The following is a 14,499-nucleotide window of genomic DNA, read 5'->3' on the forward strand; positions in this document are numbered from 1 at the left end:
TAACCACCGAACCGGGTCAGCTGACTACCGGCAGGGTGACGGCGACCGGCCACGCGACCAGGAGCGAACCGGCCAGGGCGATCACCCACGGTGGTGCCGCGAAGCGGTGCAGCACGGCACTCCACACCGCCTGCCAGACCATCAGCACGGCCAGCAGCGGGGCCACCAGCAGCACAAAGGTCGACGTCAGGCCGAAGATCGCGGCGACGACCAGCGCGATCACGGTGACCGCCGAAACGGCCAGGACGGCCAGGCTGTTGCCGTCGGTGGCGCGTTCCGCCCCGTACGCGAAAACAGCGAAACCGGCCCACACCACCGCCAGTGACCACCAGCGCGTGCCGGAAGGCACGGCGTGGGTGAGGCCGAGCTGCAACGGCACGGCGATCGTGATCGCCGCATAGAGAATCAGGGCCGGCGCGGCGAACGCCCGGCGTTTCGGTGCGGCTTCGATCGGCGTGCGCTGCCTTCGTGCGTACGCGATGAGCACGGCGCCCGTGATAGCGGTCAGGACCGCGACGTACCCGCCGATCGCGAGTGGAACCACGCCCGTCGGCAGGAAGCGGGCGATCACCGCGCCGACGGCGGCCGCCACCACGGCCACGGCGGTGACCCGGCCGAGCAGCGGCCAGTCGGGGCGCGGCCAGCCACGGACCGCGCCGCCGAGCGTCACCCGGGCCAGTGGAACCAGTCCGGCCGCGAGCGCGATCAGCACCAACGCCGCGCCCCCGGCCCGTCGCGTCGGCGACGGCAGCGTGCCCCCGGCCGCGCCGTCTGCCGTGCCCGCGAGGAAATCGGCGGTTTCGCGGTGGGCTCCTGGCGAGAAGAGGATGGAGACGTGCTCGGCGCCGGGGATCACCGTGGCGTGGCGGCCGGGGATGCCGGGTTCGCCGGCCTGTTCGGCGGCGTCGCGGAAGCCGCGGAACTCCAGCCCGCCGACCAGCAGGAGCAGGCGGGCGGGGGCGGCGGGGCGGGCGGCCGACGCGTCCGGCAGCGAGATCGCCACGGTGGACTCGATCTCGGGGTGGGCCGCCGCGTACCGGGTGACCGCGCCGGCGCCCATCGAGTGCCCGACCAGCGAGATCCGATCGGGGTCCACATCGGACAGCGAGCGCAGGTGGGCGACCGCGACGTCGAGGTCGCGTTCCAGCGCGGGGTCGCCGGAGTCACCGAGGGTCAGCGGGCGGCTGTTGGCGCCGTGCCCGGTGAAGTCGAGCAGCACCACCACGTAGCCGCGGGCAGCCAGGGTGTCGCCGAACGGGGCCATCAGCCGGGCCGAGCCCGCGAAGCCGTGCGCCACCACGACCCCGGGATGCCCGGTGCCGGGCGGGTGGACCTCGTCCATCGGCACCCGGTCGACGACGACGTGGGTGCGCCGGGCGTCGCCGCCCGCGCCGGCCAGCAGCCAGACCCCGGCCCCGGCCACCACCAGGGCGGCCGCCGCTACCAGGGCGGACAGTCGCCTATCGATGAGCATGCATGACCGTACCTCAGCTGAGAGTGACCGCCTGCATGTCGACGTTGCCGCAGGTGGGGTGGGACACCGCGGTCGCCGTCCAGGTCATCGTGAGCCGGCTGCCGGTCGCGGCACGGAACCGGATCTCGTAGCGGGACGTGCTGATCGCATCGAGGTTCTCCAGGGTGCGACTGGCGGCGGCGCCGTTCAGCGTCACCGTGAGCCGGCCCCGGCCCATCCACACGCCGGCGTACAGGCGCACGGTGCTGACCGCCGGTCCGGCGGGGACCTGGACGACGAAACCGCCGCCCTGTCCGCAGGTGTATACGCCGGTCGGGGTGCGGGTGGCGGAACGGCTCGGGCTGCCGTCCGACCAGGTGAACAGCTGCGGGTTGTTGTCGTAGCGGCCCCGCCGGCCGGGACTGCCGAGATCCTGGATCAGCGGGGTGACGCCGCTCTTGCGATCGACCGATTCGCCGTCGTGGAGGCCCCAGTGCACCCAGTCGCGGGTGCCCTCCCGGGTGAGGTCGACATCGCCGGGCACCGCACCGGCGGTGACGGTCAGCAGTGGTGCCACCGGCGTCGCCGAGGCGGCCGGCGGGCGGCTGGTCGGCCGGCGGGTGGCCGGCGCGGGCCCATCGCCGGTCTCGGTGCCCAGCTCCACCTGCTCCGGGCCGGTGGGCCGGGTTTCCGGGCTCGCCATCCCCTCCGGGGTGGTAGACCGCGGCGCGCCCGACGGCGGCATCCAGGCCGGCGCCAGCGTAAGCGGGACCGACTCTTGCGGCTCCCGCCCGGCGGTCACTCCCCAGATGCCGGCCGCCGCCACCGCGACACCCAGCACCACGAGCGCCACCCGACGACGACGGTCCTGTGCACGATCACACACGGGCACGGTGTCCTGCATCCAGCGCTCTCCTCTTCGCACCCAACAACGACGCCTCCGCAGCGGAAACGCCGCCGCCGCAAGTGCGCCCGCTCAAGATACGGGCTCATGCGCCGCTGTCAATCACGCCGATACAGAGCGAGACGCCCGCCGGCCGATTCACACCGTGTGTCGCTGAGGTGAGCAAACCCGGGCGCCGCGCTGGGCGCACCGGCGTCGCTCTGACCGGCGCCGGCACCGCGCCGCCGAGATCGTCGCGGTGGGGCACCGCCAGGGCCGCAGGAGCGAGGTGTGTCGCCGCGGCCGGCCGGTGGTCCTCGTCCGCAGCCTTACCAGACCGTGAGGACGATGTGGTTGACGACCAACGCCACCACCGCCTGGGCGATCAGCCAGTGGCGCCGGGTCCGGGCCGGCAGCAGCGCGGCGCCCGCCATCAGCCAGACCGCGAACGGCAGCCAGATCCGCTCGACCTCCGCTTTGCTGTAGCCGGACAGGTCCGCCAGCAGAATGGCGCCGACGGCCGCGAGCGGCAGCAACAGAAACCCTCTGCCCGGAACTGCCAGAGCGGCGAGCCCACGCCGAACTCGACCGGCAACGGCGACGCCGGACCGCATCCGCCCGGCGGCAACCACGCGCCCGGCCGCGCCGAGCACGCCGACAGACCGGGCCGGCTCAACGACAGCCGCGGGCCGCGTCAGCCCGGCGCCACCCACCGACCCGCTCGGGCCAAGCGCCCCGGCGGGCGGCGCCAGACCACCGACACCCACCGACCGGGTCGGGCCGAGCACTCCGGCGGGACGTGCCGGGTCGACGACGGGTCGCGCCGGGGCGGCGGTGGCTCTCGGCGTGGTCCGGAGCGCGGTCATCGCGGGGCCGAGGCCGAGCGTCGCCCGGCGGACGATCGCGGCGGCGGCGGGGCCGGCCGCGACCACCAGGATCGCCAGGTTGGCCCAGACCCAGTAGGCATACGGGCGGTGCGCGGCGAGGCCCTGGTAATAGCGCTGGATGACCAGGTCGTAGCCGGTCAACCAGTCGAAACCCGCGGCGGTCCAGGCCCCGACGACCGCGACCGCGCCGACCGCCGCCCACCCAGCCATCCGCCACCCGGCGGGCGCCGCCACCAGAACCGCGGCCGCCACCACGACCATCAGTACGAGCCCGTAGGAAAGATAGGCGCCAACGGCGAGCAGCAACCCGCCGGCGAGGGCGGCCACCGCGGCCCGGCGGACGACCCCGATGGCGAACAGCGCTATCCCGCCGGCGACCACTCCGGCGAACAGCCCGTCGGCCGACACCCCGATCCAGATGGCACCGGGGAACAGCGAAACGAACGGCACAGCGGCCCGGCCCGCCTCCTCGGAGCCGATCAACCGCACGGTGACCGGCACGGCGACGGCGATGAGCGCGCCGACCGCGATGCAGACGAGCCCGGCCCAGGCCCCGCCGGACAGGCCGATCCGGTCCAGCCCGGCGAACAGGAGCAGGGCGCCCGGCGGATGACCCGAGACGTGGGTGGTCCACGAGTCCGGTTGCCCGTCGAGGATTCGCCCGCTGAAGCCGCGCACCATCGCGGCGAGGCTGATCACCCCGGGCACCTCGGTCAGGTACTCCGGGCGGGTGGTCAGCCGGCCCGCCACCCCGCGCTGCCAGCCGTCGATCAGCGCCAGCGACAGGGTCCAGGCGACCGCGGTCGCGTAGGACGCCGCGAGAAGGTGCCGCCACGGCAGCCGGTCGGCGAGGCCGGGACCGTACCGGCAGGCCAGGAACGCCAGGACCACGGCGAGCGGCGTGCCGGGGCCGACGTGCGGCAGCCAGTGCGCGAACAGGGGTGCGGCGCTCGCGTGCACCGGATGCCCGGTCACCTGCAGAACCCCGGCGGCGCCGGCCGCCACCAGGAACAGCGCCCCAGCCACGCCGGCCGCGCGAAGGTCCTTCATCAGCGCAGCTGCGCGGTCGCGAATTCGGTGACGCCCTCGGTCAGGCCCACCCCGGCGCGGAAGCCGAGTTCGGCCGCCGCCCGCGCCGGGCTGGCCACGATGTGCCGGACGTCGCCGAGCCGGAACTCCCCGGTGGTCACCGGCGGCGGCCCGGCCGCGGCCCGGGACAGCTGGGCGGCCAGCTCACCCACGGTGGCGGGCCGGCCGGAGGCGACGTTGTACGCCCGCCAGCCGGTGCGAGTGCCGGTGTCGGCGACCGCGGCCAGGTTCGCCGCCGCGACGTCACCGACGTGCACGAAGTCGCGCCGCTGGCCTCCGTCCTCGAAGACCCGGGGCGGGCGGCCGGCCTCGACGGCGGAGCGGAAGATCGCGGCGACCCCGCTGTACGGGGTGTCGCGCGGCATTCCCGGCCCGTACACGTTGTGGTAGCGCAAGGCCGTCACCGCCGCACCGGTCTCGCGGGCCCAGGCCGCGGTGAGATGTTCCTGGGCCACCTTGGTGGCCGCGTAGACGCTGCGCGGGTCGAGCGGCGCATCCTCGCCGACCAGTTCCGGCGCGAGCGGGGCACCGCAGTGCGGGCAGGGCGGCTCGAACCGGCCGGCGGCGAGGTCGGCGACGACGCGCGGGCCGGGCCGGACGGGGCCGTGCGCGGTGCAGGTGTAGCCGCCCTCCCCGTACACCACCATGGAACTGGCCAGCACGAGCCGGTGCACGCCGGCGCGGGCCATCCGGGCGAGCAGCACGGCGGTCCCGAGCTCGTTGCAGCCGACGTAGTCCGGCAGATCGTCCAGGTCGACGCCGAGCCCGACCATCGCCGCCTGGTGCACGACCACGTCCACGCCGGCCAGCGCCGCGGTCACCGCGGCGGCGTCCCGCAGGTCGGCCCGGAGCACCGGGGCACCGCAGACCTCGCCGGGAACCGGCGTGCGGTGGGCGGCCGGGTGGCCCGAGTCGAGGATGGTCACGTCGCAGCCGGCTTCCGCCAGCGCGGCGACGACGTGGGAACCGATGAAGCCGGCACCGCCGGTCACGAGTACGCGAGTCACGGCGCCGACGGTAGGACGCGGCCGGGCCGGGCGGGGCGTTCGTCAGTGGTCCGTAAGAATGCGTCATTGTTCGGTAAGGATTCGTCATCGCCACGTAAGCCCTGGTAGGGGCCTTGGTCACTAGCGTTTGGCGGCATGACCGATGTGGTGCTCCCCTGCCGGAACGAGGCTCCGGCCCTGCCCGGCCTGCTGGCCCGGATGCCGTCCGGATACCGGGCGATAGTCGTCGACAACGGCTCGTCCGACGGTTCCGCCGCGGTCGCCCGCGCGCACGGCGCCCAAGTGATCACGGTGACCGAGCCGGGATACGGGGCGGCGGTGCACGCGGGTGTGCTCGCGGCCGATCCGGACGACGGCGTGGTGTGCGTGATGGACGCCGACGGTTCGTTCGATCCGGCGCAGCTGCCGGCGATGGCCGGGCCGGTGCGCGCCGGGCTGGCCGATCTGACCACCGGCCGTCGCCGGCCGGCCGCGCGCGGGGTGTGGCCGCTGCACGCCCGGGCCGCCAACGCGGTGCTGTCCCGGCGCGTGCGCCGCACGACCGGGCTGGACGTGCACGACATCGGCCCGATGCGTGCGGTGCGCCGCGCCGACCTGCTCGCCCTGGACCTGCGCGACCGCCGGTTCGGCTACCCGCTCGAACTGCTGATCGCGGCCGGCCGGGCCGGCTGGCGGGTCGCCGAGATCGACGTGGATTATCTGCCGCGGGCGGCCGGCACCCGCTCGAAGGTCAGCGGCTCGGTGCTCGGCAGCGCTCGCGCGGTCCGCGACATGAGCCGGGTGCTGGCCCGATGAGAGTGCTCGTACTCGCGAAAGTGCCGGTGCCGGGCCGGGTGAAGACGCGGCTGTGCCCGCCGTGCACGCCGGAGCAGGCGGCCCGGCTGGCCGCCGCCGCGCTGGCCGACACGATCGACGCGGTGTCCGCCTCGGCCGCGACCGATCGCGTGCTGGTCACCGACACCGCCTGTCCCCCGCCGCCCGGCTGGGCCGGCCGGTTGCAACGCGGCGGCCCGCTGGGCGAGCGGCTGGCCAACGCGTTCGCCGACATCGGGTCGCCCGCCCTGCTCATCGGCATGGACACCCCGCAGGTGACCACCGCGATGCTCGACGACGCCCTCGCCCGGCTGGCCGACCCGGACGGTCCGGACGCGGTGCTCGGTCACGCCGAGGACGGCGGCTGGTGGGCGCTGGGCCTACGCGATCCCGCCCATGCCGCGGTGCTGCGCGAAATTCCGACATCAACGGCAACGACCGGTTTCCGTACGCATGACGCACTGCACCGCCGCGGCCTGCACGTGGCCGAGCTGCCCCGGCTGCGCGACGTGGACACGGCCCCCGACGCGTACGCGGTGGCCACCCTCTGCCCACCGGACCGCCGGTTTCCCCGCGCGGTCGCCGCCGAGCTACCCCGGGTGGTCACCGCCGAGCAGACGCAGATCGGCACCGCCGAGCCGATGCGGGTGGTAGCGAGGTGAGCGTGACCGTGCTCTTCGACGCCGTGTTCGATCGGGCCGAGGCGGGCCGGGCGGCACCGTTCACGGTGCGGCACCCGACCGGCGGCGAGCATCGGTTCGACCCGGCCGTGTGGTGCCGCGACGACCTGCCCGGCGACGAGACGCTGCTCGCCCGGTGCACCGGGCCGACCCTGGACGTCGGCTGCGGGCCCGGCCGGCTCGCCGGGGCGCTGGCCCACCGCGGCTGTCCGGCGCTGGGCATCGACGTCAGCGGCACCGCCGTGCGCCTGGCCCGGCGCCGGGGAGCGTCCGCGCTGCGCCGCGACGTCTTCGATCCGCTGCCCGGCACCGGCCGCTGGCATCACCTGCTGCTGGCCGACGGCAACATCGGCATCGGCGGCGATCCGGCCCGGCTGCTGCGCCGCTGCCGCCACCTGCTCGCGCCGGACGGCCGGCTGCACGTCGAGGCGGCCGCCCCGGGCACGCCGGGCTGGTCCGGCCCGGCCCGCGTCGACGGCGGCGGCACCGATCTGCCGTGGGCCTGCGTCCCCCTGGACGACCTGCCCGCGCTCGCCGCCGCCTCGGCGATGCGCCTGCTCGAGACGTGGACGGGGGCGGACCGATGGTTCGCGACGCTGATCCCGCACTGACCGGCCGAGCCCGGCGCCGCGCCCTCGACCGCGAACCGCCCGCCGCTCTCCGGCGCGCGTTCGACTGGTTGCGGGCGCCGCTGCCGGAACCGCCGGCGGCGATGCGGCGCGGGCCGCTGCGGGAGGGCGCGTTCCGGTCGTCGCTGCGATCGACCCGGCTGACCAGCATTCTGGGCGTGGCGCTCGGCGTGGCCTTCGCCGTCTGCTTCGGCACCGGGCTGCTCAGCCACCTGATCCAGCATCCGCCCGGATGGTTCTGGTGGCCGTCGCGGCCGGTGTCGCTCTACCGGATCACCCAGGGCGTGCACGTGGCGACCGGGCTGGCCTGTGTGCCGCTGCTCGGGGTCAAGTTGTGGTCGGTGTATCCGCGCCTGTTCACCTGGCCGCCGGTCCGGTCACTCGTGCACGCGGCCGAGCGGGCCGGGGTCGCGCTGCTCGTCGCGGCGGCGCTGTTCCAGGTGGTCAGCGGAATTCTGAACGTCGCCCGCTGGTACGCCCCGATGCCGTTCTTCTTCACCACCGGCCACTACTGGGTGGCCTGGCTGGTGGTCGGCGCCCTGCTGGTCCACCTCGGGGTGCAGCTGCCGGTCGCCCGAGCCGCGCTGCGACGATCCGGCGAAGCCCGGCCGGAAGGAACAGCCCGGCCGCCGGGCGACGCCGAGGCGGCCGACGCCAGGCCCGGCCGACGCGAGAACGAAGACACCGAACCGGCCGGCGCCCGGCTCGGACGCCGGCGCCTGCTCGCCGGCACCGCCGCCGCGGCCGGCCTGATCACCCTCACCACCGTGGGCCAGACGGTGCGGCCGCTGAGCCGCCTCGGGCTGTTCGCACCCCGCCGGCCGGACATCGGCCAGCAGGGCCTGCCGGTCAACAAGACCGCATCCGGCGCCGGCATCGTCGCGGACCCCGGCTACCGCCTGGTGCTGGCCGGCCCGGCCGGCGAGACCAGCCTCGATCTGGCCGCCCTGAACGCCCTGGCCCAGCACACCGTCGACCTGCCGATCACCTGCGTCGAGGGGTGGAGCGCCGGCGCTACCTGGACCGGCGTCCGGCTGCGCGACCTGGCCGCGATGGCCGGGGTGGCTCCGGAACACGCCACCGTGGTGGTCGAATCCCTCGAGCGGGGCGGCCGCTACCGGGTCAGCACCGTGCCGCCCGAGCACGCCCGCGACCCGCTGACCCTGATCGCGCTGCGCCTCGGCGGCGAGGTGCTGCATCCGGACCACGGCTATCCGGCCCGGCTGATCGCGCCGAACCGGCCCGGCGTGCTGCAGACCAAGTGGGTCGGCCGGCTCACCGTCCGGGAGACACGATGAGGGCCGCGCTGATCGCGACGGGCACGCTCGTCATCGCGTACGGAATGGTGGGAGCCGTCGCCGACGATCCGGCCGGAATCGGCGTGTTCCTGATCGCCGTGCTCGTCGGGCACGACGCGCTCTGGATGCCGGTGGTCCTGGCCGGCGGCTTCCTGATCACCCGTTTCGTCCCGGCCCGGCGCCGCGGCGCCGTGCGGATCACCGCCCTGATCGCGGCCGCGCTGTGCGTGGTGACGCTGCCGCTCGTGCTCGGTTTGGGCCGGCCGGCCGACAACCCGTCGGTGCTGCCGCTGCACTACGGGCGCCATCTCGCGGTGATCCTGCTGGTGCTCGCGCTCGGGCCGGCGGTCCGGGCGATGATCCGTAAGAAATTCGAAAGGCCGGCGGTACGCGGTACGGACCCCGGCGGTGAGTAGCGTGACCGAGGTGGGACATCACGTGCTGGTTGTCGACGACGATCCGACGGTGAGCGACGTCGTGCGCCGCTACCTGGAGCAGGACGGCTGCCGGGTGCGGCTGGCCGCCGACGGCGCCGACGGGCTGGCCGCGGTCGCCGCCGAGCGGCCCGATCTGGTCGTGCTGGATCTGATGATGCCCGGCATCGACGGTCTCGAGGTGTGCCGCCGGTTGCGGCGGCAGCTGCCCGACCTGCCGGTGATCATGCTGACCGCGCTGGGTGAGGAGGCCGACCGGGTCGTCGGGCTCGAGGTCGGCGCGGACGACTACGTGACCAAGCCGTTCTCGCCCCGCGAGCTCGTGCTGCGAATCCGGTCGGTGCTGCGCCGCGCCACACCGGTCGCCGACGCGTCGCCGGGCGTGATCACCGACGCGGGGCTGACCGTCGACACCGCGCGCCGGCTCGCCGGCCTGGACGGTGCGCCGCTGTCGCTGACCGGCCGCGAGTTCGACCTGCTGGTGTTCCTGCTGACCCATCCCGGCCGGGTCTGGTCCCGCGCCGAGCTGCTGGACAAGGTGTGGGGCTGGCAGTTCGGCGACCAGTCGACGGTGACCGTGCACGTCCGCCGGCTGCGGGAGAAGATCGAGCCGGACCCGGCCGAGCCGCGCCGCATCCAGACCGTCTGGGGCATCGGCTACCGCTACGAACCGGGCGCCCGGTGACCGACACCCTCCTGATCGGCCTCTACGCGCTGGCCGCCGGCGCGGTCGTCGGCACGGCCGGTGCCCTCGCGCTGCGGATCCTGCGCAAGTCCTCGATCCTCACCCACATCGTGGTGCTGCTGACGGTGACCGTCCTGGCGGTGGCCGCCGGGGTGACCGCGGTCGCCAAGGCCATGTTCCTCTCCGGCCACGACCTGCGCGTCGTACTGATCACCGTGTGTGCCGCCGCGCTGGTCAGCCTGGCCGCCGGGGTGTTCTTCGGTCGCCGGCTGGCCGCCTCGGCGGTCTGGGCGCAGCAGGCCCGGGACCGGGAGCGGCACCTCGAGGCCGGCCGCCGGGAGCTGGTCGCCTGGGTGTCGCACGACCTGCGCACGCCGCTCGCCGGGATGCGGGCGATGGCCGAGGCGCTGGAGGACGGCGTGGTCGCCGACTGGGCCACCGTCGCCGAGTACCACCGGCGCATCCGGGTCGAGACCGACCGGATGACCCGGCTCGTCGACGACCTGTTCGAGCTGTCCCGGATCAACGCGGGCGCGCTGCGCCTGATCCCCACGATCGTGCCGCTGCGCGAGGTGGTCTCGGACGCGATCGCCGGCGTCGCGCCGCTCGCCGCCACCAAGAAGATCACCCTGGTCGCGGCGGAGTCCGGCTGGCCCACCGTGCACGCCGGCGAACGCGAACTCGCCCGGGTCGTCACGAACCTGCTGGTCAACTCCGTCCGCTACACCCCGGCCGACGGCACCGTGCACATCGACGCCGGCCGCGGCCGCGACGGCGTGTGGCTGACCGTCTCGGACACCTGCGGCGGCATCCCCGACGCCGACCTCGACCGGGTCTTCGACATCGCCTTCCGCGGCGAACGCGCCCGCACCCCGGACAGCGGCGGCTCGGGCACCGGCGGCGGCCTCGGCCTGGCGATCGTGCGCGGACTGGTGGAGGCGCACGGCGGACGGGTCGGGGTGCGCAACATCGGCCACGGCTGCCGGTTCGAGGTGCGGCTCCCGGCCGGCTGAATGATCACGGCGGCGCCCGGGTAGACGGACATCCATGACCGTCGCGGAAGACACGCGGGACACGAGGTTCTTCGGGCAGCCCCGGGCGCTCGCCAACCTGTTCGGGGTCGAGCTGTGGGAACGGTTCTCGTTCTACGGCATGCAGGGCATCCTGCTCATCTACCTGTACTACGAGGCGTCGCGGGGCGGCCTCGGCATCGACCAGGACACCGCGACCAGCATCGTCGGCGCGTACGGCGGCTCGGTCTACCTGGCCACCGTGATCGGCGCCTGGCTGGCCGACCGGCTGTTCGGCCCGGAACGCGTACTGTTCGGCAGCGCGATCCTGGTCATGTGCGGCCACCTGGCGCTGGCCCTGATCCCCGGCCTGGCCGGGGTGGCGACCGGCCTGATCCTGATCGCGCTGGGCAGCGGCGGCGTCAAGGCCACCGCGACCGCGATCGTCGGCACCCTCTACGCCGAGCAGGACCCGCGCCGCGACGCCGGCTTCTCGCTGTTCTACCTGGGCATCAACCTCGGCGCGCTGCTCGGCCCGCTGCTCACCGGCCTGCTGCAGAAGGACGCCGGCTTCCACTGGGGCTTCGGCCTCGCGGCGGCCGGCATGGCGATCGGCCTCATCCAATACACGATCTTCCGGCGTACGCTCCCGGAGCAGTCCCGGGAGATCGCCAACCCGCTCCCCCGCGAACGCCGCCCGCTGGTGGCGATCATCGCGGCCGCCGTCGTCGTGGTGATCGCCGTGCTGGCTTTCACCGGCCTGCTGCCCGCCGCCCACCTGTCCACGATCGTGGTGGTGCTGAGCATCCTCGCCGCCGTGGGCTACTTCGTGGTGATCCTGACCAGCCACCGCATCGACACCACCGAACGCCGCCGGGTGATCGCGTTCATCCCGATGTTCATCGCGAGCGCCGCCTTCTGGTCGCTCTACCAGCAGCAGTTCACCGTGGTGACGATCTACTCGGACGAGCGGCTGGACCGCAACCTGTTCGGCTGGACCATGCCGGTCTCCTGGGTGCAGTCGATCAACCCGGTCTTCATCATCATCCTGTCCGGCGTCTTCGCCGCGCTGTGGCTGCGCCTGGGCGACCGGCAGCCGACCACGCCGGTCAAGTTCGCGGCCGGCACCGCGGTGATGGGCGTGGCGTTCCTGCTGTTCCTGCCGTTCGCCGGGATGGACAGCGTCCCCCTGCTCGGCCTGACCGGCATCATCCTGGTCTTCACGTTCGCCGAACTGCTGCTCTCACCGGTCGGCCTGTCGCTGTCGACGAAGCTGGCGCCGGCCGCCTTCCGTACCCAGATGGTCGCCCTGTTCTTCCTGTCGGTGGCCCTGGGCACCGCGATGTCCGGCACCCTCGCCGGCTACTACAGCGAGGAGAACGAGGTGCCGTACTTCGGCATCCTGGGCGCGATCGCGATCGCCCTGGGGGTGGTGTTGTGGCTGATCAGGAAGCCGATCCAGCGCCTGATGGGCGGGGTCCGATAACGTCGGGCCATGTCGTTCACCGACGAGGAGATCGCCTACCTGCGATCACAACCGCTCGCCCGCTTCGCGACGGTCGGCGCCGGCGAGCAGCCCGACGTGGTCCCGCTCGCGTTCGAGTTCGACGGCACCCACTTCTGGGTCGGCGGCACCGGCCAGGCCGTCCTCAAGACCCGCAAGTTCCGCAACATCGGGGCCGGGCACCAGCTGGTCGCCCTGGTGGTCGACGACATGGTGTCCGTCGACCCGTTCATCACCCGCGCGATCCGCGTCTACGGCCACGCCGACGGCCCGATCGAGCGAGCCGGAATCGTCGGACCGGGCTTCTACCTCCGGGTAACGCCCACGATTTCCTGGAGCTGGAACATGGCCGGCGAGCCGGCCGGCGACACCTGGTACGAACCGAGGCGCGCAGTCCACCAGCCGCCCAGGTGATCGGCGGGCCTCACGCCGAGGCGATGCCGAGGACGAGAGCGAGCACCGCGCCGGCGAGCATCAGCGCCGCCATCGGCATGCCCTTGGTGTCCTTGACCCGGACGTGCGCGCCCAGGGCGCCGAGGAAATACAGGACGAGTCCGGTCGCCGCGGCGATGCCCAGCGGCCGCCACCCGATCCCGATCAGCAGGCCGGCCGCACCGGCGTAGTTCAGCAGGGCCAGCGGCACGAACCACGACCCCGGCACGCCGACGCCGGTCAGCCCGGCGGTGATGCGCTCGTCGCGGCGGATCTTCGCCGTGGCGGTGCCGGCATTTGCCAGGGCGACCACGACGGCGACGACAGTGTAGGCAATGAACATGGAATCTCCCAGACTATTGGTCTCGCAAAATCGTTGGAAGCCTACAACGATTGTTCGAGCATGACCATCGGGAGTGGGTAAGGTATTCGCATGGCATCGTCGATGGCCCAGTTGGGTGTGCTGCTCGCCAACCGCGGGGTGCTCGCCGGCGCCCAGGTGCGCGACGCCCTGGCCGGCGCCGGGCTGACCATGCGGTCCGCGTTCACGCTGACGCACCTGGCCGACGGCCCGGTCAACCAGCAGGCGCTGATCGACCTCCTCGGCGTCGACCCGAGCGCGCTGGTCGCCGTGCTCAACGAGCTGGAAAGCCTGGGACTGGTCTCCCGGCAGCGCGACACCGCCGATCGCCGCCGGCACATCGTCGCGATCACCCCCGACGGCACCCGGGCGCTGAGCGAGGTCGAGTCGGTCCTCGACAAGACCGACGACGACCTGTTCGCGGCGCTGTCCCCGACCGAACGCCGGCAACTGGAACGCCTGCTGACCAAGATCGCCGACCCCGGCGCCTGCGGCTGACGACGGTTCGGCGCTTACCGGCGAGGTTCGCCGGCGGTCGGTCCGGGGCAGCCGCATCGCATTCCGGCGCCGATCTCGGCCGCGCGCTCGTGCCGGATGGTGTGCGCCCGGTCGTGCAGCTGGTCCACCTGGGCGGCGGTCAGCCGGCGGGCATCCCAGAGCAGCGCGGCGACGCCCGGGCGGGTCGGCGCCGCCGGAAGCGCGGGCTCGACATCGGTCAGCGCGGCGAGATCACCCGCGGTGAGGTCCAGGACGGCGGCGAACCCGCCGAGCAGCTCGGGTGTCAACGTCTTCGGGCCGCGTCCGATCATGCCGATCGTCGAGGCCGACAGCATCGGGCCGCCGCCGGCGCCGAAGAGGTACTTGGCGATCCCGGACCAGCCCAGGTTGCGGTTGTGCAGCAGGCGAAGAACGAGACCGCCGGCACCGGGCGGGTACTGCTCCAACGGCCGCGGGGGCGGCGCGGCCGGCGGTCGCGAGGCCGGCGGCAGGGATCCGACGAACTCGTGCAGTTCCGCCACCGCGCCGGGCAGATAGGTCAGCGACCAGGCCAGCCAGTCGACCCGCCCCCGGGCGGCCGGGTCCACCAGGGACAGATCGTCGGGCACCGGGAGGTCGGCGATGAGGAACAGGTCGCTGCGATGCAGGCCGAGGGCGGGCGCGAGCCGGCGCAGCAGGACCGGTTCCGGCTCGCCACCGTCGAGCACCGCCCGGATCTCGTGCTCGCCGGTCGCGGCCCGCCCGGCCAGCGCGGCGGCGTCGAGGCCGCGCACGTCGATCAGCCGCGCCAGGTGCGATCCGAACGTCACCGGCCCACCCTACGGCCGCTGTTCGCG

General features: G+C 74.0%; 16 protein-coding genes. 10 read left to right on the forward strand and 6 right to left on the reverse strand.

Annotated features, from left to right (window positions below; genetic code table 11):
• Window positions 1–16 precede the first annotated feature (16 nt).
• From Ato02nite_RS07740 to Ato02nite_RS07755, 4 genes are all read right to left on the reverse strand, one after another.
• Entirely contained in the window at window positions 17–1,474 is a 1,458-nt protein-coding gene (locus tag Ato02nite_RS07740) for an alpha/beta hydrolase (protein ID WP_213005715.1), read from the reverse strand.
• Window positions 1,475–1,487: 13 nt separating this feature from the next.
• Window positions 1,488–2,357: a hypothetical protein gene (locus Ato02nite_RS07745; protein ID WP_213005716.1), complete on the reverse strand. Its 870-nt coding sequence runs from the start codon at window positions 2,355–2,357 to the stop codon at window positions 1,488–1,490.
• A gap of 308 nt (window positions 2,358–2,665) precedes the next feature.
• Complete coding sequence (locus Ato02nite_RS07750; RefSeq protein ID WP_213005717.1) at window positions 2,666–4,273, reverse strand: hypothetical protein; 1,608 nt, start codon at window positions 4,271–4,273, stop codon at window positions 2,666–2,668.
• Window positions 4,273–5,319 (reverse strand): NAD-dependent epimerase/dehydratase family protein, encoded by a 1,047-nt coding sequence (locus Ato02nite_RS07755; RefSeq protein ID WP_246606258.1) that lies wholly within the window; start codon window positions 5,317–5,319, stop codon window positions 4,273–4,275. Before Ato02nite_RS07755 ends, Ato02nite_RS07750 begins: the two co-directional genes overlap by 1 nt.
• Window positions 5,320–5,454: 135 nt before the next feature.
• On the opposite strand from Ato02nite_RS07755, the gene Ato02nite_RS07760 reads away from it, so the two are divergent.
• From Ato02nite_RS07760 to Ato02nite_RS07800, 9 genes are read left to right on the forward strand one after another with little or no spacing between them, the layout of a single operon-like run.
• Window positions 5,455–6,114 (forward strand): glycosyltransferase family 2 protein, encoded by a 660-nt coding sequence (locus Ato02nite_RS07760; RefSeq protein WP_213005718.1) that lies wholly within the window; start codon window positions 5,455–5,457, stop codon window positions 6,112–6,114.
• A complete protein-coding gene (locus Ato02nite_RS07765; RefSeq protein ID WP_213005719.1) occupies window positions 6,111–6,794 on the forward strand; it encodes a TIGR04282 family arsenosugar biosynthesis glycosyltransferase in 684 nt (227 codons plus the stop codon). Before Ato02nite_RS07760 ends, Ato02nite_RS07765 begins: the two co-directional genes overlap by 4 nt.
• Window positions 6,791–7,423, forward strand: a complete 633-nt coding sequence (locus tag Ato02nite_RS07770) for a methyltransferase domain-containing protein (RefSeq protein WP_213005720.1) — start codon at window positions 6,791–6,793, stop codon at window positions 7,421–7,423. The genes Ato02nite_RS07765 and Ato02nite_RS07770 overlap by 4 nt, the downstream gene beginning before the upstream one ends.
• On the forward strand, window positions 7,396–8,739 hold the full coding sequence (locus Ato02nite_RS07775) for a molybdopterin-dependent oxidoreductase (RefSeq protein ID WP_246606260.1): 1,344 nt from the start codon (window positions 7,396–7,398) through the stop codon (window positions 8,737–8,739). Before Ato02nite_RS07770 ends, Ato02nite_RS07775 begins: the two co-directional genes overlap by 28 nt.
• Window positions 8,736–9,155, forward strand: a complete 420-nt coding sequence (locus Ato02nite_RS07780) for a hypothetical protein (RefSeq protein WP_213005721.1) — start codon at window positions 8,736–8,738, stop codon at window positions 9,153–9,155. Before Ato02nite_RS07775 ends, Ato02nite_RS07780 begins: the two co-directional genes overlap by 4 nt.
• A 10-nt stretch (window positions 9,156–9,165) precedes the next feature.
• A complete protein-coding gene (locus Ato02nite_RS07785) occupies window positions 9,166–9,858 on the forward strand; it encodes a response regulator transcription factor (RefSeq protein WP_213005777.1) in 693 nt (230 codons plus the stop codon).
• Complete coding sequence (locus tag Ato02nite_RS07790; RefSeq protein WP_213005722.1) at window positions 9,855–10,871, forward strand: sensor histidine kinase; 1,017 nt, start codon at window positions 9,855–9,857, stop codon at window positions 10,869–10,871. Before Ato02nite_RS07785 ends, Ato02nite_RS07790 begins: the two co-directional genes overlap by 4 nt.
• A 34-nt stretch (window positions 10,872–10,905) precedes the next feature.
• Window positions 10,906–12,354 (forward strand): peptide MFS transporter, encoded by a 1,449-nt coding sequence (locus Ato02nite_RS07795; RefSeq protein ID WP_213005723.1) that lies wholly within the window; start codon window positions 10,906–10,908, stop codon window positions 12,352–12,354.
• A gap of 9 nt (window positions 12,355–12,363) precedes the next feature.
• Window positions 12,364–12,786, forward strand: coding sequence for a PPOX class F420-dependent oxidoreductase (locus Ato02nite_RS07800; protein ID WP_213005724.1), 423 nt, complete (start codon window positions 12,364–12,366; stop codon window positions 12,784–12,786).
• Window positions 12,787–12,796: 10 nt separating this feature from the next.
• Here the strand turns inward: Ato02nite_RS07800 and Ato02nite_RS07805 are convergent, their stop codons facing one another.
• Window positions 12,797–13,147 carry a DoxX family protein gene (locus Ato02nite_RS07805; RefSeq protein ID WP_213005725.1) on the reverse strand — a complete coding sequence of 117 codons (351 nt, stop codon included), beginning with the start codon at window positions 13,145–13,147 and terminating at the stop codon, window positions 12,797–12,799.
• Between the two features lie 90 nt (window positions 13,148–13,237).
• Here Ato02nite_RS07805 and Ato02nite_RS07810 point away from each other — a divergent pair, with 90 nt between their 5' ends.
• On the forward strand, window positions 13,238–13,663 hold the full coding sequence (locus Ato02nite_RS07810) for a MarR family winged helix-turn-helix transcriptional regulator (protein ID WP_213005726.1): 426 nt from the start codon (window positions 13,238–13,240) through the stop codon (window positions 13,661–13,663).
• Between the two features lie 14 nt (window positions 13,664–13,677).
• Here the strand turns inward: Ato02nite_RS07810 and Ato02nite_RS07815 are convergent, their stop codons facing one another.
• Window positions 13,678–14,472, reverse strand: a complete 795-nt coding sequence (locus Ato02nite_RS07815; RefSeq protein WP_213005727.1) for an XRE family transcriptional regulator — start codon at window positions 14,470–14,472, stop codon at window positions 13,678–13,680.
• Window positions 14,473–14,499 lie beyond the last annotated feature (27 nt).

Source organism: Paractinoplanes toevensis (assembly GCF_018332695.1).
Classification (GTDB): domain Bacteria; phylum Actinomycetota; class Actinomycetes; order Mycobacteriales; family Micromonosporaceae; genus Actinoplanes; species Actinoplanes toevensis.

What these genes read in the sequence shown, in the direction of transcription:
- Ato02nite_RS07740 (WP_213005715.1), bottom strand. Translation starts at nt 1,474, where the DNA reads ATGCTCATCGATAGGCGACTGTCCGCCCTGGTAGCGGCGGCCGCCCTG.
- Ato02nite_RS07745 (WP_213005716.1), bottom strand. Translation starts at nt 2,357, where the DNA reads ATGCAGGACACCGTGCCCGTGTGTGATCGTGCACAGGACCGTCGTCGT.
- Ato02nite_RS07750 (WP_213005717.1), bottom strand. Translation starts at nt 4,273, where the DNA reads ATGAAGGACCTTCGCGCGGCCGGCGTGGCTGGGGCGCTGTTCCTGGTG.
- Ato02nite_RS07760 (WP_213005718.1), top strand. Translation starts at nt 5,455, where the DNA reads ATGACCGATGTGGTGCTCCCCTGCCGGAACGAGGCTCCGGCCCTGCCC.
- Ato02nite_RS07765 (WP_213005719.1), top strand. Translation starts at nt 6,111, where the DNA reads ATGAGAGTGCTCGTACTCGCGAAAGTGCCGGTGCCGGGCCGGGTGAAG.
- Ato02nite_RS07775 (WP_246606260.1), top strand. Translation starts at nt 7,396, where the DNA reads ATGGTTCGCGACGCTGATCCCGCACTGACCGGCCGAGCCCGGCGCCGC.
- Ato02nite_RS07780 (WP_213005721.1), top strand. Translation starts at nt 8,736, where the DNA reads ATGAGGGCCGCGCTGATCGCGACGGGCACGCTCGTCATCGCGTACGGA.
- Ato02nite_RS07795 (WP_213005723.1), top strand. Translation starts at nt 10,906, where the DNA reads ATGACCGTCGCGGAAGACACGCGGGACACGAGGTTCTTCGGGCAGCCC.
- Ato02nite_RS07800 (WP_213005724.1), top strand. Translation starts at nt 12,364, where the DNA reads ATGTCGTTCACCGACGAGGAGATCGCCTACCTGCGATCACAACCGCTC.
- Ato02nite_RS07805 (WP_213005725.1), bottom strand. Translation starts at nt 13,147, where the DNA reads ATGTTCATTGCCTACACTGTCGTCGCCGTCGTGGTCGCCCTGGCAAAT.
- Ato02nite_RS07810 (WP_213005726.1), top strand. Translation starts at nt 13,238, where the DNA reads ATGGCATCGTCGATGGCCCAGTTGGGTGTGCTGCTCGCCAACCGCGGG.